This window comes from Enterococcus viikkiensis, assembly GCF_005405345.1.
In the GTDB taxonomy this organism is placed as follows: domain Bacteria; phylum Bacillota; class Bacilli; order Lactobacillales; family Enterococcaceae; genus Enterococcus_A; species Enterococcus_A viikkiensis.
The window spans coordinates 1-21703 of sequence record NZ_BJDW01000008.1 but is presented as its reverse complement, the minus strand read 5'-3'; the positions used below and the strand labels follow the sequence as shown (position 1 = coordinate 21703).

General features: G+C 40.1%; 18 protein-coding genes and 1 pseudogene. 15 read left to right on the top strand and 4 right to left on the bottom strand.

Annotation, left to right across the window (positions count from 1 at the left end):
• The first annotated feature begins 3 nt into the window (after positions 1 to 3).
• Complete coding sequence (locus FFM67_RS05660) at positions 4 to 975, top strand: Gfo/Idh/MocA family protein (protein ID WP_137613610.1); 972 nt, start codon at positions 4 to 6, stop codon at positions 973 to 975.
• A gap of 54 nt (positions 976 to 1029) precedes the next feature.
• Here FFM67_RS05660 and FFM67_RS05655 read toward each other — a convergent pair whose 3' ends face one another.
• The gene (locus FFM67_RS05655) at positions 1030 to 1839 is read right to left on the bottom strand and encodes an HAD family hydrolase (protein WP_137613609.1); all 810 of its coding nucleotides are present in this window, start codon (positions 1837 to 1839) and stop codon (positions 1030 to 1032) included.
• A 290-nt stretch (positions 1840 to 2129) separates the two neighbouring features.
• Here FFM67_RS05655 and FFM67_RS05650 point away from each other — a divergent pair, with 290 nt between their 5' ends.
• Together FFM67_RS05650 and FFM67_RS05645 are read left to right on the top strand one after the other, a co-directional pair.
• Positions 2130 to 2984, top strand: a complete 855-nt coding sequence (locus FFM67_RS05650) for a glycosyltransferase family 8 protein (RefSeq protein ID WP_137613608.1) — start codon at positions 2130 to 2132, stop codon at positions 2982 to 2984.
• Positions 2981 to 3871, top strand: a complete 891-nt coding sequence (locus tag FFM67_RS05645; RefSeq protein WP_137613607.1) for a glycosyltransferase family 8 protein — start codon at positions 2981 to 2983, stop codon at positions 3869 to 3871. Before FFM67_RS05650 ends, FFM67_RS05645 begins: the two co-directional genes overlap by 4 nt.
• A gap of 54 nt (positions 3872 to 3925) precedes the next feature.
• On the opposite strand, the gene FFM67_RS05640 is transcribed toward FFM67_RS05645, so the two are convergent.
• On the bottom strand, positions 3926 to 4378 hold the full coding sequence (locus FFM67_RS05640) for a hypothetical protein (protein ID WP_137613606.1): 453 nt from the start codon (positions 4376 to 4378) through the stop codon (positions 3926 to 3928).
• A 7-nt stretch (positions 4379 to 4385) separates the two neighbouring features.
• Entirely contained in the window at positions 4386 to 5453 is a 1068-nt protein-coding gene (locus tag FFM67_RS05635) for a helix-turn-helix domain-containing protein (RefSeq protein WP_137613605.1), read from the bottom strand.
• A 177-nt stretch (positions 5454 to 5630) separates the two neighbouring features.
• Here FFM67_RS05635 and FFM67_RS05630 point away from each other — a divergent pair, with 177 nt between their 5' ends.
• Positions 5631 to 6695 (top strand): LPXTG cell wall anchor domain-containing protein, encoded by a 1065-nt coding sequence (locus FFM67_RS05630; protein ID WP_137613604.1) that lies wholly within the window; start codon positions 5631 to 5633, stop codon positions 6693 to 6695.
• Between the two features lie 55 nt (positions 6696 to 6750).
• Here FFM67_RS05630 and FFM67_RS05625 read toward each other — a convergent pair whose 3' ends face one another.
• Positions 6751 to 7740 (bottom strand): aldo/keto reductase, encoded by a 990-nt coding sequence (locus tag FFM67_RS05625; RefSeq protein ID WP_137613603.1) that lies wholly within the window; start codon positions 7738 to 7740, stop codon positions 6751 to 6753.
• 271 nt (positions 7741 to 8011) lie between these two features.
• Between FFM67_RS05625 and FFM67_RS05620 the strand changes: the two genes are divergently transcribed.
• The 11 genes and pseudogenes from FFM67_RS05620 to FFM67_RS05570 all read left to right on the top strand — a co-directional run.
• On the top strand, positions 8012 to 9808 hold the full coding sequence (locus FFM67_RS05620; RefSeq protein ID WP_137613602.1) for a heavy metal translocating P-type ATPase: 1797 nt from the start codon (positions 8012 to 8014) through the stop codon (positions 9806 to 9808).
• Between the two features lie 480 nt (positions 9809 to 10288).
• On the top strand, positions 10289 to 12097 hold the full coding sequence (glpO, locus tag FFM67_RS05615; protein WP_137613601.1) for a type 1 glycerol-3-phosphate oxidase: 1809 nt from the start codon (positions 10289 to 10291) through the stop codon (positions 12095 to 12097).
• 21 nt (positions 12098 to 12118) lie between these two features.
• A complete protein-coding gene (glpK, locus tag FFM67_RS05610) occupies positions 12119 to 13630 on the top strand; it encodes a glycerol kinase GlpK (protein ID WP_137613600.1) in 1512 nt (503 codons plus the stop codon).
• Positions 13631 to 13764: 134 nt separating this feature from the next.
• The gene (locus tag FFM67_RS05605; protein WP_137613599.1) at positions 13765 to 14487 is read left to right on the top strand and encodes an MIP/aquaporin family protein; all 723 of its coding nucleotides are present in this window, start codon (positions 13765 to 13767) and stop codon (positions 14485 to 14487) included.
• Positions 14488 to 14559: 72 nt separating this feature from the next.
• Positions 14560 to 15543 carry a dihydroxyacetone kinase subunit DhaK gene (gene dhaK / locus FFM67_RS05600; RefSeq protein WP_137613598.1) on the top strand — a complete coding sequence of 328 codons (984 nt, stop codon included), beginning with the start codon at positions 14560 to 14562 and terminating at the stop codon, positions 15541 to 15543.
• 69 nt (positions 15544 to 15612) lie between these two features.
• A complete protein-coding gene (gene dhaL, locus FFM67_RS05595) occupies positions 15613 to 16191 on the top strand; it encodes a dihydroxyacetone kinase subunit DhaL (RefSeq protein ID WP_137613597.1) in 579 nt (192 codons plus the stop codon).
• Positions 16184 to 16552 carry a dihydroxyacetone kinase phosphoryl donor subunit DhaM gene (dhaM, locus tag FFM67_RS05590; RefSeq protein WP_137613596.1) on the top strand — a complete coding sequence of 123 codons (369 nt, stop codon included), beginning with the start codon at positions 16184 to 16186 and terminating at the stop codon, positions 16550 to 16552. The genes dhaL and dhaM overlap by 8 nt, the downstream gene beginning before the upstream one ends.
• A 190-nt stretch (positions 16553 to 16742) precedes the next feature.
• Positions 16743 to 17915, top strand: coding sequence for a M20 metallopeptidase family protein (locus FFM67_RS05585; RefSeq protein WP_137613595.1), 1173 nt, complete (start codon positions 16743 to 16745; stop codon positions 17913 to 17915).
• Positions 17916 to 17918: 3 nt separating this feature from the next.
• The gene (locus tag FFM67_RS05580; protein WP_137613594.1) at positions 17919 to 19133 is read left to right on the top strand and encodes an MFS transporter; all 1215 of its coding nucleotides are present in this window, start codon (positions 17919 to 17921) and stop codon (positions 19131 to 19133) included.
• 246 nt (positions 19134 to 19379) lie between these two features.
• Positions 19380 to 20052, top strand: a pseudogene (locus FFM67_RS12380) (SIS domain-containing protein); the annotation flags it as partial.
• Positions 20053 to 20824: 772 nt separating this feature from the next.
• The coding region (locus FFM67_RS05570; protein ID WP_137613593.1) for a hypothetical protein at positions 20825 to 21703 on the top strand (879 nt) is incomplete at its 3' end.

The following is a 21703-nucleotide window of genomic DNA, read 5'->3' as shown; positions in this document are numbered from 1 at the left end:
ATGATGAAATTAGGGATTATTGGAACAGGCATGATCATTAATGAATTTTTAAAAATGACCACGGAGCTTCCGGAGATCCAGCTATCAGCGATTTTATCCACTGAACGAAGTGTGCCAAAGGCTGAAAAATTGCAAGAGGAATACAAGATCGGCGCGACTTTTTCAAAGGCGGAAGACTTTTTAAAATCGGAGATCGATACGGTTTATGTCGCCGTGCCGAACCATTTGCATTATGGCTTTGCCAAACAAGCGCTACTGGCCGGAAAACATGTGATCTGTGAGAAGCCCTTTACTTTAAAATACCGTGAACTGGCTGAATTGAAAGAAATAGCCGAGGAAAAACAATTAATATTGATCGAAGCTGTTACCAATCAATATTTACCGAATTATCAAAAAATCAAAGAAGCGTTATCGGAAATCGGGCAAGTTCGTTTGATCGAATGCAACTATTCTCAATATTCTTCTCGATACGATGCGTTTCGTAAAGGTGAGATCTTACCCGCCTTCAATCCAAAATTTGGCGGCGGTGCGTTGATGGACATTAATATTTACAATATTCATTTTGTTTTAGGACTATTCGGTCTACCAAAAGGTGTCGAGTATTACGGGAATATTCAAAAAGGGGTCGATACTTCCGGTATCTTGATGTTGGATTATGGCTCTTTCAAAGCTGCATGTATTGGAGCCAAAGATTCCTTCACAGAAAGTCATGCGACAATTCAAGGGGAAGATGGCACGATTATTGTGAAAAGCCCAAGCAGCACCATTATTGAAACAGTGCTGCAACATAAAGATAGTGAGCAAAGCATCTCTGAAAAATCAACACATCACCGGATGTATGATGAGTTTAAAAAATTTGAAGCGGTGATCCGCGAAAAGGATCGTGCTTTTGCCGCAGAACGGCTGGATCATAGCTTGGCAGTCATGAAAGTCGTGGAAGAAGCTTCGACTAAAGCGGGTTTAGAATTAGGTTAAGTAAAACAGGAGTTGGGCAAAACTTTGCCCAACTCCTGTTTTTCGTTTTCACGACTAAAGATACGTATTGATAACTGCCGCCACTCCGGCTTCATCATTGCTGCTGGTGGTTTGTGCGGCGGTTTGTTTAATCAAAGGGATGGCATTTTCCATGGCGACGCTAGTACCGGCAAACTGCAGCATTTCCAAATCATTCTCCTGATCACCGAAAGCGATACTCTCAGATTGGGAGATTTTTAAATAGTCTAATAAAAAGTTCAATGCCGTGCCTTTATTCACGTCATCAGCCATGACTTCCAACCAATATTTGGCGGAGTAAGTGCTGGTGATTTTTTTGACGTTGAAAGCTGAACGTAAGGCAGCTAACTTTGTGGTATCGGGACTATTAAAAGCCAGTTTGAAATAACGGATGCCCGTATTCTTCAAATGTCCAATCAGTTCTTTAGGAGAAGTATCGGCTAGCTTGAATTGCGCATAGTAAGGGCTGTTGACCTCGGCGCTCGCAGGATCAAAGACGATCCGGTCGTCCTGTTCTGCTCGACTAGCAACGACAGTAACCTGTTTTTCTTTTGCTAAGGCGAATGTTGTTTCGACAACTGCTGAAGGAATCGTAAAACCGTTCAATACTTCAGCAATCTCGCCTTGCTCGATTCGAGCGGCATAAGCGCCATTAGAGGCTAGCGTGTAGCCATTAATAGCGAGTTTGGCAAAGGCTTCAGTGGCTGAATGGATCGAACGTCCGGTGGCTAATACAACGATTCCACCTTGAGCGTCAAATCTCCGTAATGCTTCTAGATTTTCCTCTGGGATTTCTCCTTGCGCGTTTAACAATGTTCCATCTAAATCAATTGTTGCCAGTTTCATTGAAACCCTTCCTTTATTAAGTAGTCTAATTAACCATAGAACAAAAGAGGTTCTTTTTAAACTAATACGCTTAGAAAAAGCAGGTGACAAGACAGTATCAATTTTTTCCGTTTAAGAGAAAAAAACGGAATTTATCAAATAAAGTTAAGAACATCAAGCTTTTTAATCATTTTTATTAAAAAATATCGAGACCTTTAAGCAATTTCTTTGGAAATCCATAATCAGGGGCGTATGTTGGTCTCAGAAACAGTAAGAAAACGAACAAAACTAAATAAGGGAGTGCAGATAGTATGTTTTCTAACCAAAAAGAGTTACCAATCGTGACAGCATCTGATGAGAATTATGCTCCTTTCTTAAGCGTAATGATCCGAACCTTGCTAGAGCACACCAACAGAATGACTCCAATTCATTTTTATATCATTGATGATGACTTATCCATGGAAAGTAAAAGAAAATTGAAACAAACGGTGCAACTATATTCGACTAAAGCGGCCATTGAATTCATGACCGTCAACAAAGAAACTTACAAAGACTTTTTAGTGAGCGACCACATCACGACGACCGCCTATTATCGCATTTCGTTACCGAAAACGTTCAAAAATTCCGGTTATGAAAAAATCCTCTACATTGATGCCGATACATTTATTTTAGATGACGTCACAAAACTTTATCAAACGGATTTGGAAAATAAAACAATAGGAGCGATCATTGATCCTGGCCAAACGAAAGCCTTGGCTCGATTAGGAATTGACTCGAAAGATTATTATTTCAATTCCGGCGTGATGGTCATTGATATTAAACGTTGGAATCAGCGAAACATTACAGAAAAGACCATTGATTATTTAAAAAATAATCGTGATAAAATTATTTATCATGATCAAGATGCATTAAATGCCGTATTATACGAAGATTGGACACAAATCCATCCACGTTGGAGTATGCAAAGCTCATTGATTACCGATAAGCATCCTGCTCCAACGCTTTATCATAAAAAATTATACGCAGAAGGCCGAGCAAATCCGGCAATCGTTCATTTTACCGGCCACGATAAACCGTGGAACACACTGACTGGGCATCCTTTCCAAGATGCCTATATGAAAGTGTTGCAAGAGAGTGTTTTCGAGAAAGTGGTGAATGTACGATGAGTAAACAAGATAAAATGACCATCGTCTCTAGCTGTAATGATGGATTCGCCCCTCACGTGTCAGCCCTGTTTGTATCGATTTTAGAAAATGGAGCAACGCATACAGGCCAGTACGATTTTTATGTGATCGATGATGAAATTAGTATGGTTAATAAAAAATTGATGCGAGAGACGCTACAGGATTTTGATTCCTCAGTGCATTTCTTGACGATCGATAAAAAATATTTTGAAAATGTTGTCGAGAGTGATCGAATCCCACAAACAGCTTATTTTCGGATTGCGATTCCGCAGTTATTTCGCGGTAAAGGTGTCGAGCGTTTGTTGTATTTAGATTGTGACATGATTGCCTTGACGGATGTTTCTAAATTATGGCAACTGGATTTAAAGGGAAATATTTTAGCTGCGGTAGAAGATGCCGGATTCCATCACCGTTTGGAAAAAATGAAAATTAAAACCGAATCCTATCGTTACTTCAATTCTGGTTTTATGCTAATTGATGTGAACAAATGGCTGGAGCAAGACGTGACGAACCGTGTCTTGAAATTCATTCAAGACAACCCTGAAAAATTACGTTTCCATGATCAGGATGCGTTAAACGCGATTTTACATGATCAATGGCTACCGATTCATCCAAAATGGAATGCTCAAAGCTATATTATGCAAAAGGAAGTCAAAAATCCTCGTCCAGAAGGGGAACGGACCTATGTTGAAACCCGAAAACAACCGAAAATTATTCACTACTCTGGCCATATCAAGCCCTGGAGTAAAGAATTCACTTCCCCAACGAAGAAATATTATGAGAAGTACGCAGAATTGACTGAATTTCCTGAAAGCTTCGTTTGTAAAAAGAAAAAGACCAATTATCTTTTTCAAAGAAAATCAGGATGAAATCGTTGAGGATGCAAGAAAAACCGTTTAAGCCCTAGTGCTTCAAACGGTTTTTTATGTTGCTTCAGTAGAAAGCTGATTTTTCAAAGTGAAGATTTCGTGAGCAAGTCTTTCCATCAACAGGGGCAAACTATCACGATTTGCTAGACCATCGATGAAGTAGATTTTTTTGATCTCAGGAGCAAGATCAGGCAAAGGACAATCACTGATGACGATGTCACACTTCGCCATCTGACTTGTCTGCAGCTGTAGATTATCTGTAAATACTTGTTTGATCTTTCCAATAATATCATCACTGACATAGTAGTTACTAGTACAGTTAACACCGATCCGTAAGGGCTCAACTTGACGATAACAGTCATAAAGATGGAATAAGTCTTCCAGGATCCAATCGACATTTTCCTTTTCTAAATCGGTTGAGTATTGAGGGTTTTCTTGGTTAAATACTTGATAGAATTTTCGTAGCCGCTTCATAAACACGGAAAAGGCGGGATTATCTTGTTGCATCGATACACTAGGTAAAACTAGATTTGGTTGAGTCGGCTGGAGGTAGGTAGGTATTGAATAAACGATTTCTGCAAATATTCAAAATTGCTAAGACTTGTTTGTTTTCTGGAATCGCTAAATCGAATTCCTTGATTAAAGCAGCGACTAGCGCTTTTGCGGTATCAAAGAAGGGCGAGTGATTCTCCTGAAAGAGGATGTAATGTTGATAATTTTCTTCATCAGTCCCAACTTTTGCGGTAGTTAAACGCAGAAGAATATTTAAAATAATGCGTTGTTCGTCGCAAAGGTCTAAATCAGGTTTTAAGAAATCAAGCTTTGGCTGAAGAAAAATACGATTGCTTGGGTATTTTGCGATATCTTTTTTTACGGCCTCAAAGGACGTGAAAGGAAAATTATCCGTACATAGCATCAACACCAAGGCGACTTTACCTAACTGGCCACTGGTTAAGCGATCGGCTAAATGAAAATCAAGGTAGTGGTCAACGAACTGAAAAGTATTCAATGTGTCCTTTTCTCTAAACGGCAGTTCGGTATTTGCAAAAATCCGCCAGTAAACATCGATTAAACAATACTGAATCTGAATTTCTGTTCCAACAATCTTTCGTTCCCCAGATTTAGTAAAAGAAATCGCCAGCCCGAAGAGTGCTAAAAATTGATCAATTTCCTTCATACGTGAATAAAGATACGGAACACTGTAATTGGTTTCGTGGCTGAGTGCGATAATTGAATTCACTTTGCGATTAAGTAGTGAAGTCACGATTCGATAATTCGTTGCTTCTTTACAATAAGCCCCTAAAAGTTTGTAATAGCATTCAGCACTGTCCATTCCAGCCAAATCAAGGGCGGCAAATTGATGCCGGCTAGTAACTCTTATCGTAGGAGCAACTTTTTGCTGTAGATCTTGATTTAATTCTTTTAAATAAAGGATCAGCGTATTCTCAGATATATGACAATTTTTAACTAAATAGCTGTGATTAAGGTAATCCGGATAGTTCAATAAATAATGGAATACCGCCAGCTTATTACCAACCTTTTGACTTAATAAATAAGTTTTGATTGCTTCCTTTGTCTGCATCAAAATTCTCCTAACCAATCTATTTCACTGTTTAGTATAAGGAAGGAAAGCAATTTTGAGAAGGAAACATGCTTCCCAATTATTTAAAACACAGTCATTTTCCACAAGAAAACCATAATGTAGTGTCGGGTATTTGAGTTATCCTTGAAACGATTATGGATGAAAAGGAGAATCATTTTGAAAGTATCACATTTATTTGCCGCCTCTTTACTGCTGTCTGTCACGCCAATTTCTTACCGTATGATTGAGGCAAATGCGATCAACCACCCTTCTGTCATTGCAAATGAAGCCAGCTGGGGGAACGTAAACAACATTCACTTCACCGATGAATTCTCGCAGTTTAATTCAGGCGTAGCGAAGTTGACTGTAGGAACACCTGTCGAGGTATCAAGTACTATCTCGTTTTCTGGTGATACTGCTGCTATTCAACAAGCAGTCGTAAGCTTCGAGAATGTCGATCAAGGAATTCAGATTGATTACGACAATACTATTTATTTCGATCCAGACTTAAAACAGGCGCACTTCAAATTCACGATTACTTTAGTAGCGCCTATTCCAACAGGGGCCTCACGTTTATTTACAGTAAAAGTTTCTGACGGAAATACGTCAGATCAAAATCACTTGACTCCGTACAGTCAACGCCAAACCGTTATTCAAGGAGACGATGGCGAATCACCAAGTACAGAACCAAGTACAGAACCAAGTACAGAACCAAGTACAGAACCAAGTACAGAACCAAGTACAGAACCAAGTACAGAGCCAAGTACAGAGCCAAGTACAGAGCCAAGTACAGAACCAAGTACAGAACCAAGTACAGAACCAAGTACAGATCCAAGTACAGAGCCAAGTACAGAGCCAAGTACAGATCCAAGTACAGAACCAAGTACAGAACCAAGTACAGAGCCAAGTACAGAGCCAAGTACAGAGCCAAGTACAGAGCCAAGTACAGATCCAAGTACAGATCCAAGTACAGAGCCAAGTAGCAATACCGGAGAAAATTCAAATGCTCACTTCAGAAATGATTCTAAAAGCTCTTCGGATGTTACACCCAAACGATCTGAAAATCAGCCAAGACCGGCGCCTTCTTCAATAAATACGTCAAAAAATGGGCGCTCACAAACTAAAGAATCCAGTTATAGTTTCCTGCCAAAGACCGGGGAAAGTGAGAGTAGCTTATTCATGATTGCGGGTGGATTGATTAGCTTATTAGGAGCCATTCTATTATTGAAACGAACGAAATAATCGACTAGCAAAAAAGGTGTACTGAAATTTTTTTATCAGTACACCTTTTTGCTGTTTAACTATGCAGAATGGTTTTGATTTCGGTTAATTCACTTTGACTAAAATCTAAATGCTGTAATGCCGCTAAATTGTCGTGAACGTGATCGATATTTGTTGAACCAATGACGACACTTGCAACGGTTGGGTCTTTTAATAACCAGGCTAAGGCTAGTTGCGAAAGTGTTTGTTCACGTGTATCCGCGATTTTTTTTAACGAACGTAATTTCTGTTGGGTTGAAGCGAGATTTTCTGGAGCAAGCAGGCTGCTGTTTGTCCGATGGGCAGGGAAATCAGCAGGAATTTCTTGACTACTACGATCGGTCAAAAGGCCTTCCGCCAGCGGGCCATAAGCGATCGCGCCTAATTTATTGTCCTGTAAAACATCTAATAATCCTTCTTCAGCCTCTCGGTTTAGCATGTTGTAAGAAACTTGGTGAATAACAAAAGGCGTATGACGTTCCTTGAAGAGTCTAATCATTTTTTCTGTTTGTTCTTTTGAATAGTTTGAGATACCGATGTACAACGCTTTTCCCTGTTTTACGAATAAATCAAGAGTATCCGCGGTTTCTTCAAAACTGGTCTGTTCATCGGGACGGTGGGTATAAAAAATATCGAAATAATCCAAGCCGGTGCGCTTTAGACTTTGATCCATGCTAGCGACTAAATGTTTTTTTGAACTCATGGAACCATAAGGGCCTTGCCACATATCAAAGCCTGCTTTGGAAGAGACAATCAATTCATCGCGATAAGGTTTCAAATCTGATTGAAAGACTGCTCCAAAAGAAGATTCGGCACTACCAGGCTTAGGACCATAATTATTCGCTAAATCAAAATGATTGATACCGCTATCAAAAGCATCTAAAAGAACTTTTCGGGTATTACTTAAGGGACGTTCATCACCAAATCCGCGCCACAAACCTAAAGAAACAGCGGGGAGAACCAAGCCAGTATCGGCGACTCTGCGATAACTCATTTTTTCATAGCGGTGTTCATTTGCTTGATACATATAGATTCCTCCAATTAGATACGTCAGATTAAATTTGGAAACCGGTTACCTAAATGATTTTATACTTGTTTCTCTAAAAAAACAACTATAGTCTTTTTATTAGAACTCGAAAGTTTTCATTAAGCAGAATCGTTCACTATATAATTCATTCAAGAGGCTAAATAGCTTATTATGGCTTCGTTAATGATTCTCTTTCTCGTTTGAAGCTTCTTATTTTCATTAAAAGAATTCCAGTGCTACGCTAAGTTTGAAGCGAGATGGAGGCGTTGAAATGAGTAATGTAAAAAAATTTTTGTTAACTATGATAATCGGGTTGGTGGCGTTGATTTTGGAATTTGGCTTCCATCAAAATCGTCTGGCTTATTGGCTAGTCGCAATCGTGGGTGGAATCATGACGATCACCATGCTGGTGGGAATGGTAAAAACCTTACGTTCTGGAAAATATGGAGTAGATATATTAGCTATCACAGCGATTGTCGCGACCTTGTTAGTGGGAGAGTATTGGGCGAGCTTGATGGTTTTGATCATGTTAACCGGTGGAGATAGTCTGGAAGATTATGCCAGTCATCAAGCCAGTCGTGAATTACGATCTCTTTTGGATCATTCACCGCAAATCGCGCACCGCATTGATCAGGAGACGATTAAGGATCTTGAAGTAGATGCGGTTCAGGTGGGTGATCTCATTTTAGTAAAACCCGGAGAATTAGTTCCGGTGGATGGTCGGGTGATTGCTGGGGAATCTTTGGTGGATGAATCCTCACTGACAGGAGAATCGCGACCAATCGAAAAGAAGCGTAATGACGAGATTATGTCGGGCTCTGTCAATGGTGATGGCGCATTGCGACTAAAAGTAATCAAAGCCGCAAAGGACAGTCAGTATCAGACATTGGTGAAATTAGTCAAAGAATCAGAAGCGAAACCAGCCCATTTTGTTCGGCTGGCTGATCGTTACGCAGTCCCATTTACAGCGATTGCGTATGTGATTGGCGGAGTCGCTTGGTTTGTTTCAAAGGATCCCGTTCGATTCGCTGAAGTATTAGTCGTAGCGTCTCCTTGTCCTTTGATTTTAGCTGCTCCGGTCGCATTGGTTGCAGGAATGAGTCGTTCAAGTCGGAATGGGATCGTGGTAAAAACGGGCACGACAATTGAGAAGCTGGCACGAGCGAAAAGTATCGCCTTTGATAAGACGGGGACATTGACTGAAGGTAAGCTTTCCGTTGAAAAAATTCAAGTCATAGCTTCTCATTATTCTGAAGAAGAACTAATTAAGTATGCGGCTAGTGGCGAACAAGAATCAAGTCATATTTTGGCTCGGTCGTTAGTTAGCTATGCAAAAAAACAAGAATTTTCGTTGTATCCGGTGACGAACTTGGAAGAAGTTACTGGCCAAGGAATTGAAGCGCAGGTCAATGGGAAAAATGTTCGTGTCGGTAAAGCAACTTTTGCCGGAGCAGCCAATGAGTTAGGGACTAAACAGACCGCTGTGTATGTTGCTATTGATCATCACTACATTGGTTCGATTACTTTCGTTGACATTGTGCGGAAAGAGTCAGCTGCGACGATTAAAGAACTGAACACGCTGGGAATTCAAAAAACAATCATGCTGACCGGTGATCATGCCTCTATTGCAAATACAATTGCCAAAGAGGTGGGTATCTCAGAAGTCCATGGAGAATGTTTGCCGGAAGAAAAAATTCAAGTCTTGAATGAACTGAAAGAAGTCGATCGTCCGGTAATCATGGTGGGTGACGGAGTCAATGATGCGCCAGCGTTGGCTGTGGCAGATATTGGCATTGCAATGGGAGCCCACGGGTCATCGGCGGCCAGTGAAAGTGCCGATGCCGTGATTTTAAAGGATGATCTAAGCCGAGTTTCTACGGCTGTTCGTTTATCACAAGACACCATGCGAATTGCGCAGCAATCTGTTTTGATAGGTATCGTGATTTGTGTCGTTCTAATGTTGATTGCCAGTACAGGAGTGATTCCTGCGTTACTTGGTGCCGCACTGCAAGAAGTCATTGATACCGTCTCAATTTTATCGGCGTTACGGGCGAGAAAGGATCGTTAATTTAAAAAAGATTAAGCTAAGGACAACAATTTAAAAATGTTGTCCTTTTACTGTCAACGATTGTATGCGTTGACTCTGTAATATTTTATGAGAGCTTTAAGGAATAAGCTGTGTAGTCAAATGTGATGTCTTTATTAAAACTCTTCCTTAGATAGGTTAAATTGAAGAAGAAAGGCGAACAGATTATTCAAAAACAGCGAATTATTAGTCTGTATTAAAAAATGTGGAAGGAATAAAAAATGGAGCGATTAAGAATTTTTTTCACATGTAAAACGAAAACATTTCGTCAAAATAAGTAATTTATATTTTAAATCCAAATCGTTTGAAAGCGTTTTTTGTTGTGATACACTTGTTCTGTACTCTTTAAAAATAATCACAAGTTTAGAAAGAAGGAGGAAGTTTTAATTAGAAGCGTTCGTTTAAAATTTTTATTTAAATGTTTTAGGAACCCTTTAAAGTAAAAAAGCGAGGTGCGTAAAAGTGTTTTCTTTTAAAGAACGATCCAAAATGATTGAAAAGTTAAGCAATAATTCATTTGATTTAGTAATCATCGGTGGCGGAATCACAGGGGCTGGTGTAGCGTTACAGGCGGCAGCTTCAGGGCTTTCCGTTGCGTTATTGGAAATACAAGATTTTGCTGAAGGAACGTCCTCACGTTCAACCAAATTGGTTCACGGCGGCATTCGTTATCTGAAAACTTTCGATGTAGAAGTGGTGTCAGATACTGTCAGTGAACGAGCAATTATTCAAGGTATTGCCCCACATATTCCCAAAGCAGACCCGATGATCTTACCGATTTATGATGAGCCTGGTTCGACATTTAATATGTTCTCAGTCAAAGTGGCGATGGATCTTTACGATCATTTAGCTAATGTGACTGGAAAGTATGCGAATTACATGTTAAGTAAGGAAGAAATCTTGGAGCGGGAGCCACAATTAGCAGCACAAGGATTACTAGGCGGCGGAGTTTATTTGGATTATCGCAACAATGATGCGCGGTTAGTGATTGAAAATATCAAACAAGCAGTAGAGGATGGCGCAATGGCGGTCAGCCGCATCAAAGTAGAAGAGATTTTACATGATGATCAAGGAAACGTTTCCGGCGTCAGAGCAAAGGATCTTTTGTCTGAAGAAAGTTTTTCAATCGATAGTCAATTAGTCATTAATACAGCGGGACCGTGGTCGGATATCGTCAAAAAATTAGACAAAAAAATCGACCATAAACCGCATATGCGCCCGACTAAAGGCGTACATTTAGTAGTAAATGGTGAAAAACTAAAAGTTCCGCAACCGACTTATTTTGATACTGGTGAACAAGATGGCCGGATGATTTTTGTGATTCCACGGGAAAGTAAAACGTACTTTGGAACGACCGACACTGATTATCAAGGTGATTTTGATCATCCGAAAGTAGAACAAGCAGATGTCGACTACTTATTGAAAGTGGTCAATCATCGGTATCCTGAGGTGGACTTGACGATTGACGATATTGAAGCTTCTTGGGCAGGCTTGCGTCCATTAATTAGTGATGCTTCCGGTGATTATAATGGAACGAAAAAAGAAAAAATTAGCGATGAAAACTTTGAGAAAATTATTCGGGCGGCAAATGATTATAAGAATGGCAAGCAATCACGCCCAGCCGTAGAAAAGACCATTACTCAGGCAGCTAAAGAAGAACCAAAGGACAATCCTTCTGCCGTCTCTCGTGGTAGTGATCTAACCGTGGCCGAAGATGGTTTGTTGATTTTATCCGGTGGTAAGCTGACGGATTATCGTTTGATGTCGGCGGAAGCTATGAAAAAAATTGCTTCTCTGCTAGACCGTGATGTAGAGCTGGTAGATTCTAAACATTACGCCGTCTCTGGTGGTAAGCTCGATCCAGCCAATGTCGAAAGCGAATTGGAAAAAATTGCGAAAAAGGGACAGGAGATCGGATTAAATCAAGCCGATGCAAACTTTATTGCAGAACTTTATGGCTCAAATGCGGAAAAAGTTTTTGATTTGAAAGATCAAGGCAGCTTTGAGGGCTTGTCATTAGCAGAATCTATGTCACTGCGCTATGCAATGGAAGATGAAATGACCTTGACGCCAGTGGATTACTTATTGCGTCGGACGAATTACATGTTGTTTATCAGCCATCGTTTGATGGAAATCAAAGATGCAGTGGTAGAAGCAATGGCGAAGTTCCTAGACTGGGAAGATTCATTAAAAGCTCACTATCAAAAAGAATTAGATCAACAGATTCGTGAAACCCAATTAACGGATTTAAAAGAGCAGCAAAAAAAATAGATGAATAAAGGGAGTGGAAACATGGAATCATACATCATGTCAATCGATCAAGGAACGACTTCATCAAGGGCGATTATCTTTAACAAAGCCGGCAAAGAAGTCAGCTCATCGCAAAAGGAATTTACACAGCACTTTCCAAAACCAGGCTGGGTCGAACACGATGCCAATGAAATTTGGAATTCCGTTCAATCGGTTATTGCAGGTGCTTTGATTGAAAGTGGATTGAAACCTAGCCAAATCGAAGGGATCGGGATTACGAATCAACGTGAAACGACCGTCATATGGGAAAAAGAATCAGGTCACCCAATCTATAATGCGATTGTCTGGCAATCGAAACAAACCAACGATATTGCCAATGACTTGAAAAAACAAGGTCATCAAGACATGATCCAGAAAAAAACCGGTCTACTGATTGATTCCTATTTCTCAGCGACGAAAGTGAAATGGATCTTGGATAAAGTGGAAGGATCTCGTGAAAAAGCTAAAAAAGGTGAGCTATTATTTGGAACGATCGATACATGGTTAGTTTGGAAATTAACTGGCGGTAAGGTTCACGTGACGGATTATACTAACGCTAGTCGGACGATGATGTTCAATATTTATGATTTGGAATGGGATCAAGAAATTCTGGACTTATTAGATATTCCAAAAGAAATTTTACCAGAAGTAAAATCAAATTCCGAGGTTTATGGTAAAACGGAAGATTATCACTTCTATGGAAACAATGTGCCAATTGCCGGCATGGCTGGGGACCAGCAGGCTGCATTAGTCGGACAATTAGCCTTTGACAAAGGGATGGTTAAAAATACCTATGGAACCGGGGCCTTTATTGTGATGAATACTGGTGAAAAACCAATTCTTTCCGAAAATGGGTTATTGACGACGATCGGCTATGGTATTGATGGAAAAGTAACTTACGCATTAGAAGGAAGTATTTTCGTAGCAGGTTCTGCAATTCAATGGCTACGTGACGGGTTGCGGATGTTTAAAAACGCCCCAGATTCAGAAAATTATGCAAAACGGGTCGATAGCACCGAAAACGTTTATATGGTCCCAGCCTTTACTGGCTTAGGTGCACCTTATTGGGATCAAGAAGCACGCGGCGCAATCTTTGGCTTGACCCGTGGAACGACCAAAGAACATTTCATTCGGGCAACCTTAGAATCCCTGGCTTATCAAACAGCCGATGTTGTTAAAACGATGGTGAAAGATTCTGACACAGAAATCAAATTATTGAGAGTAGACGGCGGCGCTTCAAAAAATGATTTGTTGATGCAATTCCAAGCGGATATTTTGCAAACCCCGGTTGAACGAGCACCATACTTAGAGACAACTGCTCTGGGTGCAGCTTATCTTGCTGGTTTAGCTGTCGGTTACTGGAAAGACATTGACGAGATCAAAAAATTCGCTGCAGATGGGCAACGCTTCGATCCAGAAATGGATAAAGCCACTACTGAAGATCTTTATGCTGGTTGGCAAGAAGCTGTCCAAGCAACGATGCAATACAAACACCAACCCAAAGAAAAAGAATAAGTGAACGCCTAGATTTAAACGATTATCCATGATTGCGCAGAAAAAGTAGAGACGGTCAGTGGTACAGTAAATCTCAAGCAGTTATTTACTGTACTTACTGACATACAATAAAAAGAATACAGGAGGAGAAGTCAATGGAGACAAGCATGATGACTCAAGTAGTGGGAGAAATTATTGGTACGATGGTCTTAGTTCTATTAGGGGATGGGGTCGTTGCAGGCGTTAGTTTACGGAAAACCAAGGCAGAAGGCGCTGGCTGGATCGCAATCACGTTAGGCTGGGGCGCGGCAGTAACGATTGGTGCCTATGCAGCAGGCTATATGTCATTTGCTCATTTGAATCCAGCAGTAACGATCGGTATGGCAATTGCTGGCAAATTTAGTTGGGACATGGTAGTTCCATATATTTTAGGCCAAATGATTGGTGCAATCATTGGAGCAATTTTAGTTTTTATTCATTATTATCCACATTGGAAAGAAACCAAAGATCAAGCAGCGATTCTAGGCGTATTCTCTACAGGGCCTGCAATTCGTAGCTTAGGAGCTAACTTAATCAGTGAAATTATTGGAACCTTTGTATTAGTTTTCGCGTTATTGACTTTCGGTATGAGTAAATTTGGCGATGGCTTGAACCCAATGGCAGTAGGTATCTTGATTTTAGTTATCGGGTTGTCTCTTGGTGGTACAACCGGATATGCGATCAACCCGGCTCGGGACTTGGGACCACGGATCGCTCATGCCTTCCTTCCAATCCCTGGTAAAGGGGATTCCGACTGGGGCTATTCTTGGGTGCCAGTAGTGGGTCCAATTATTGGGGGGATCATCGCAGCGTTATTATTCATGGTATTGCCTATCTAAACCTTTTAGGATAATGGAGGCTTCCATTATCCTCATATATTTTTTAGAAAAACGTGGTGGGAGGAAGAATAAGTGAAAAAAATTATCAATGATCCAAAAAATGTCGTAGAAGAAATGGTCAGTGGATTGGTCAGTGCTTACCCAGACTATGTGAAGCAAGTTCCCGAAACACTCGTAGTGGCACGAAATGATGATTATGATCAAGTGGCTTTAGTCAGCGGAGGTGGTAGCGGACACGAGCCTTCTCATGCAGGATTTGTCGGAGATGGGATGTTGAGTGCAGCAGTTTGCGGACAAGTCTTTACTTCACCAACACCAGATCAAATCTACGAAGCCATCAAAGCGACGAACAAAGGCAAAGGAACGTTAATGATCGTCAAAAACTATTCTGGTGACGTGATGAACTTTGATATGGCGAAGGATTTGGCATCAATGGACGACATTGAAGTGGATTCTGTATTAGTAGATGACGATATCGCAGTCGAAGATAGTACCTATACGCAAGGTCGCCGCGGAGTAGCGGGAACAGTTTTAGTCCACAAGATTTTAGGCGGTATGGCTCGTGAAGGGAAATCCGTTTCCGAATTGGCAAGCTACGGCAAGTCATTAGTAGAAGATATCAAGACAGTGGGGATTGCTTTATCAGGTGCAACCGTACCGGAAGTTGGTAAACCAGGATTTACATTGGCAGACGATGAAATGGAGTTTGGTGTCGGTATCCACGGTGAACCCGGTTATCGTCGGGAAAAAATCAAGCCGTCAGCAGAAATTGCTAAAGAAATTATCGCTAAGCTGAAAGGTGAATTTAACTGGCAAGCTGGTGATAAATACGGGTTGTTTGTTAACGGTATGGGAGCGACTCCATTAATGGAGTTGTTTATCTATTATAATGACGCGAAAAAGATTTTAGCTGATGAAGGGGTCGAAATAACCTTCAGTAAAGTCGGTAACTATATGACTTCGCTTGAAATGGCAGGAGCATCCATCACGATGATTAAACTAGACGACGAACGGTTGCGTTTATTAAACGAACCTGTTCATACGATTGCTTGGTAGACTATTTTATGATCAAATAGTTCACTGCTAAGCACTCGTTTGTCAAAAAAGTATTCAAGGAGGAGCACTATGTTTACACCAGATAATTTACGAAAGACCTTAGAACTATTTAACCAAAAAATTCAAGACAAGAAAGACTATCTAAGTGAATTAGATACACCAATTGGTGACGGCGACCACGGGAATAATATGGCCCGTGGCATGGATGCTGTAATGGCGACAGACCTCTCTGGAGACTTACCGGATATTTTCAAGGCAACGGCAATGGCTTTAATTAGCAAAGTTGGTGGCGCATCAGGTCCACTTTATGGTACCGCAATGATGGAAATGATGAAAGCGAGTAAAGAATCGAATGATCCTGAGATTTTGCTGAAGGCAGCGATTGAAGGGATTAAGAAGCGGGGAAATTCAACAGAAGGTGAAAAAACGATGTTGGATCTCTGGATTCCAGCGGTGGAAAATTTAAATAATGGGACATTAAATCCAACAACGATCGAAATTTTAGTTGAAAAAACCAAAGATATCAAAGCGACAAAAGGCCGGGCATCTTATGTCGGAGATCGCTCGATTGGACACATTGATCCAGGTGCGATGTCGTCCGCTTATTTCTTTGAATCGTTATTAGAGGCAGGTGTGGTCAATGGCTAGAGGCGTAATTTTAGTATCACACACCAAAGAAATGCCTGAAGGATTAAAACGTTTGATCAGCGAAGTGGCGAAGGACGTACCAGTTACGACTGCAGGAGGCTTAGAAGATGGCGGTATCGGTACTTCAATGGAACGTATCTCAAAAGCGATTGAAGAAAATACTGCCGATGAACTTTTGGCTTTTTATGATCTTGGGAGTGCCAAAATGAATCTTGAGATGGCAATGGAAATGACCGATAAGAAAGTTACTTTATTCGATACTGCTTTTGTTGAAAGTGCCTACACCGCTTGTGCCTTGTTAGCAGCAGATGCAGATGAAAAAATGATCGAGGATCAATTAGCCAGTTTGAAGGTTAAATAATAACGAAACATTGAATATAATTTTTTTAGAAGAACGAGGAATCAGCTCTATATGAGCTGATTCCTCGTTCTTTTTTGATGTTATAATAATATGAATTTGATATTTTTTCAATTTTTATATTTTTTAGTTCGAAAAATAAAAAACTTTATATTTCTAGTTGTGCTATTCTTTTTTAAAAGGAGGAATCAGAATGGAAATGATCAAAGAAAGAACATTACAAGAAGAGCTGGTAGCAATTCGCCGGCATTTGCACCAAAATCCTGAGGTAGGCATGGAATTACCAGCGACAAAAAAATTTGTATGGGATAAGCTAGTAGAATACGGCTATGAACCGCAGGCCTGTGGTTCAATGGGAATCACCTGCACTGTGGGTCAAGGTGAAAAAGTCTTTTTATTACGCGGAGATATGGATGCGCTTCCATTGACTGAAGATACAGACTTGGCATTTCGCTCGGAAAATGGAGCTATGCACGCTTGTGGGCACGATATGCACACAACCATGTTGCTGGGAGCTGCTAAATTGTTAAAGGCGCAAGAAGCTGAACTGACTGGTGTTGTCAAATTGCTTTTCCAACCTGGTGAGGAGATTTTACAAGGAGCCAAAGACTGTCTAGCTGATGGATTATTGGAAAATCCAAAAGTCGATGCTGGAGCGATGATGCACGTTTTTCCATTCAAAAATCAACCGACAAAGAAGATTTTTACTGCTCCTGCTGGCACCTTCATGGCTAGTGCAGATTGGTATGAGATCAAAGTGGAGGGCGTGGGTAGTCATGGTTCCATGCCAGAATATTCGATTGATCCGATTAATGTTGCGACTAAAATTTACGATGCGTTGCAGACGCTTTCGGCCCGAGAAATTAGTTCGGCTGAGCGGTTTGTATTAACGATTGGCGAATTTGTCGGTGGGACACCGGGTTCCTCCAATGTTATCCCTAACTCCGCTTATATGAAAGGGACCTTGCGAACATTAAAAGAGGAAGTTCGTCAGCAAATCAAAAAACGAATGGTCGAAATCTCCGAATCCATCGGTCAAGCTTTTGGTGCGAAGGTCACAGTTGATTTCACCAATGGCTGCCGAAGCAATGAGATTGATCAGACTGTGACAGAGAGGGTCAAAGCGCGGTTAGAGAAAGTCTTTCCAGAGAATCAAGCATCAGAAACAATCGTGGCACCACCATTGATGGGAAGTGAAGATTTTGGCGAAATCAGTCATCAGATTCCGACGACGACACTATTCATCACCGCAGCAGATACAGAGTTGATGCTCCATAATCCGAAAATTGTCTTAGATGAAGAGATTTTGGAATTAGGGGCCAAGGTCTATGTTGAAACTGCTCTTGCTTATTTAGAAAGGGATTAGCCGATGGGCAAACAAAAAGTAGATCGCTCACTGATTTTGATTTTTTTAGGCTATACCTGTGTTTACTTAGATAAAAACATTATCAGCTTGTCCGTCATTCCGATTGCGCAAGATTTAGGAATTGATGCGGGGCAGAAGGGGTTGATTTTAAGTGCCTTTTTCTTAGGTTATACTTTGTTTCAAATTCCCTTCGGCTTCTTAGGCAACCGGGTCGGTAGTCGCAAGATCATGACCTTTGCGATTCTTTTGATTGGTTGCTTAATGATCTTTTTAGGGTTAGGATTTTCATTGATTTATTTATTAGTGATTCGTTTTGCTGCGGGGTCATTTGCCCATGCCGGTTACCCTTCAGCGGTAAGTGCCTTTGTCACAAAAGAAGTGGAGCCGACTAAACGAGGATCGGTGCAATCTTCCATGATTGCCTCTTCTGGATTTGCAGGGATCGTGGGACCGCTGTTAGTAGCTCCGCTTCTAACACTGGTTGGTTGGAAAATGACCTATTTTATTTACGGTGGGATCGTTTTAGTGATTGGGTTCCTGATGATCAAAGGAATTCCAAAGTCTAAAGGCAAACCACTTGTCACTGCGAATCAAGCCAATATTTCGTTTACAGAAGTCATCAAAGATCGGAATGTTTGGATCATGGTATTGGCGGCCTTTTTTATCAATGCTGCAGTTTATGGCATGACAGGTTGGATTGCGTCTTATTTGGTGGACGAATTTCAGTTAACGATGAATACGATGGCAATGATGAGCGCATTGATTGGCTTAGTGATGATGGTTAGTGCAATGTTTGCCGGCTCGATGATGGGGCGCTATTTTAAAGATCGAGAAAAGCAAGTGATTTTAGTCGCTTCTATCAGTGGCGGAGTGGTCGCCTTTTTACTATCACGGAGTCACTCATTAGTTTTAAGTATGTTGTTTTTAGCGATCGCTGTCGCTGCTGCGAGTATTGGATTTGCAACATTGATGAGCTTACCAGTAAAATTATTCGCCGAACGAGAAGTCTCCACGAAATATTCAATCATCAACGCGATCGGCGTCTCTGGTGGATTTTTTGCTCCCATGATCATTGGCTGGTTGGTGCAAACCAGCGGTTCCTATGTTGGAGCTTTCAGCTTTATCGCACTTGTTTTTGTCTTAGCGGGGATTGTCTCATTGAGTATACGAACGAAAGATAGTAAGCAAGCTGTTGTGGAGCTGGAAAGTCAAAAATAATCATTTTGATTCATCTAACTTAAAAAGATTATTAAAATTTTTTTTATGGAAGATCTTTTTGATTGTTCTCATTTATTTGGTAATAAAATCAATTGCGGGAAATTGTTTTTAATTAATACTTGCAGAAAGAAGTCTGAAAAAGCACATAAAGAGGTTTAAAACAGTCGTTTTAAACTCAAAAAATATTCAAGAAGACCTTCATGGAAACAATCCTGAAGGTCCTTTTTATCCTTTTTTATTATCTTTGGTGGAAGTAAAAAAGGTTTCATCGATACTGCTGAAACTTACTTGGCTAAAAGCTGCGACTACGTGGTCACCTATTCAGCTCCGGGAACAGAATAAATCAAGTTCTTTATGGTTGCAGATCGGCTAATAGAAAAAATGGTGACTTTCCAGATTATATGATTATTATTAAGAATTGGATTAGCACTAAAAGGCTTAGTGAAAGTAGAAAAGCAGTCGGATGATTTTGGTCGATAATATGCAGAAACCCAGTATGATGATATAAATTATTTCCTTGGTGCCGGCAATCAGTAGTGGTGCGCGGTTTATTCCTACGCAATGTGCTATTGGGAAGAACAACGTTGGCTACGTTCTAAATTAATTCATGCTGCTGAATTTCTGCATAGTACTTTGGAAATCGCGAATAAAATGGCGCTAGTTATTCTTTTTTTAGGAGAAGATGAGCAACGGCCGTTGGCAGAACGTGTTCAAAACTTATTGCCGTGATTTTGAGGGAACTATACTTTTATTGATTCAAAAGATTACTCTATTGAAGGAATCAGCTCCAAAAAATCGCGGGCAGGTATTATCGCATTCACTAATTTCTTGTGCTACTCGACGGATGGATACGCATGTCGAGAAATTAAATTATCATCCATTAGAAATTCGTCGCTACTATCGCCAATTTGACTATTAATATCTTTTGTTAAGATTTAATAAATGTTAGTTGAATGAAGCTGCACAGAAGTTTTATCCTATTATTGAATTCCTCGATCAGCTACTCTCCTGGTGTGATGTCAAAGAAGCGGTCGCACACGCGAACTGCTCTGTGAAGGCCTCACTAACTGACATTGATTTTATCAATAGAAATAAGAAAGAATCTTCGGGCAATATTTCTTGAATTTTTCTGGAATATTAGTTTATTTCCCAAGAGCCTACCTGCGGTGCACCGTTTATTCATAAATAATGGAGGGCAACCGTGATTTGTCTCCCCTTTTTTTAGCGTACAACGCGAATTCCTATGGTAAATAAATACATACGTGAAATTTATAAAGATTGGGCGAATTAAGCAATGCTCCGTTTGATTTTATTACTTAATCCTATTGTTAGACTATTAGAAATTTTTATTTAGAACGAATTCATAGTTTTTGATCAATAACAATACAAGAACTTGAATTTTTCCTGAATGGAAAAAGTTTGTGGATATTTTTTTGGATGTTTTCGCCACATAAATAAAATGGATAATTCGAAAGCCTGATTGATTAGTTGAATTCTTAAAGGGATCTTTTTCGAGAATATGGAAGTGTTCTCACGGTGATTGCTTGAGAAGGGCTAGCATATTCTCAAGAAGTCCAATTAATCTAATCATGTTTTAAATCTAGCGAATATGATAGAATTACAATAGTAAAAATAGAACATTTTTTTTGGGAGGAATTGGATAATTAGAATAAATTATCCAATATTTATTTATGAAAAAGAGAAATATATTTATACGGTTGTTGCCAGTCACGATGGTATGTTTCCCACTGTTTGGTTTCACATATCCTGAAAATGAAACAACAACAAATGACACACAGACAGCATTGCGTTCAATATCGACGACAGAAAGTGAGAAAGAAAGGCCGATCGACCGTTCAATAGAGCATTCTGAATCCAGCTTTTCTACAACGGAAACAACAAATACACTGGAACAAGCAACAAGCAGTACAGTGCCAACTGCCGAAGCTCAGGATTCGAGTGTAAAAGAAAGAGCCGTTAGCGAGAAATTTTTTGTCTCTATCACGGATAAAAATTATACATTATTGAAAGAGCCGAACGGGACAACCGTAAATGACCAAAAGGAGAATTTTCAAAAGACATTTATCGCGGAAAAAGTAATAGGTAATGATGGAATAGATTATTATTTCTTAGCGACGCCTGCTGTGGATCTCGGATATATCAGAGCAACGAGTGCCGAAAAGACTAACGACCAAAAAGGTAAATTATTTTTAGAAGGCAGTTCTTATGCGAATGTAATATATAACAATGCAAAATTATATACTCCAGACTTTCAAGAAAAGGGAACAGCAGATGCATTAAATGACCAAACTTTAAAAATTGTTGGCTTTTATAATCATTATAATGGAACCAAATTTCATTTACTTAAAAATAGCGCCAATCAGTTAGTTGGCATTATTGAGGCAAAAGCAATTCAACAGACAACAAGCCCAGGTGGAAAATGGAACAGCACCGATCAATACATCACCGTTACGAAAAACAATTGGACGATTTGGAAAGATTTCAATTTTAATAACGGAAGTTCAACGAAAAATTTGTATCAACATACGTATCGAGTAACTGGTTGGTAC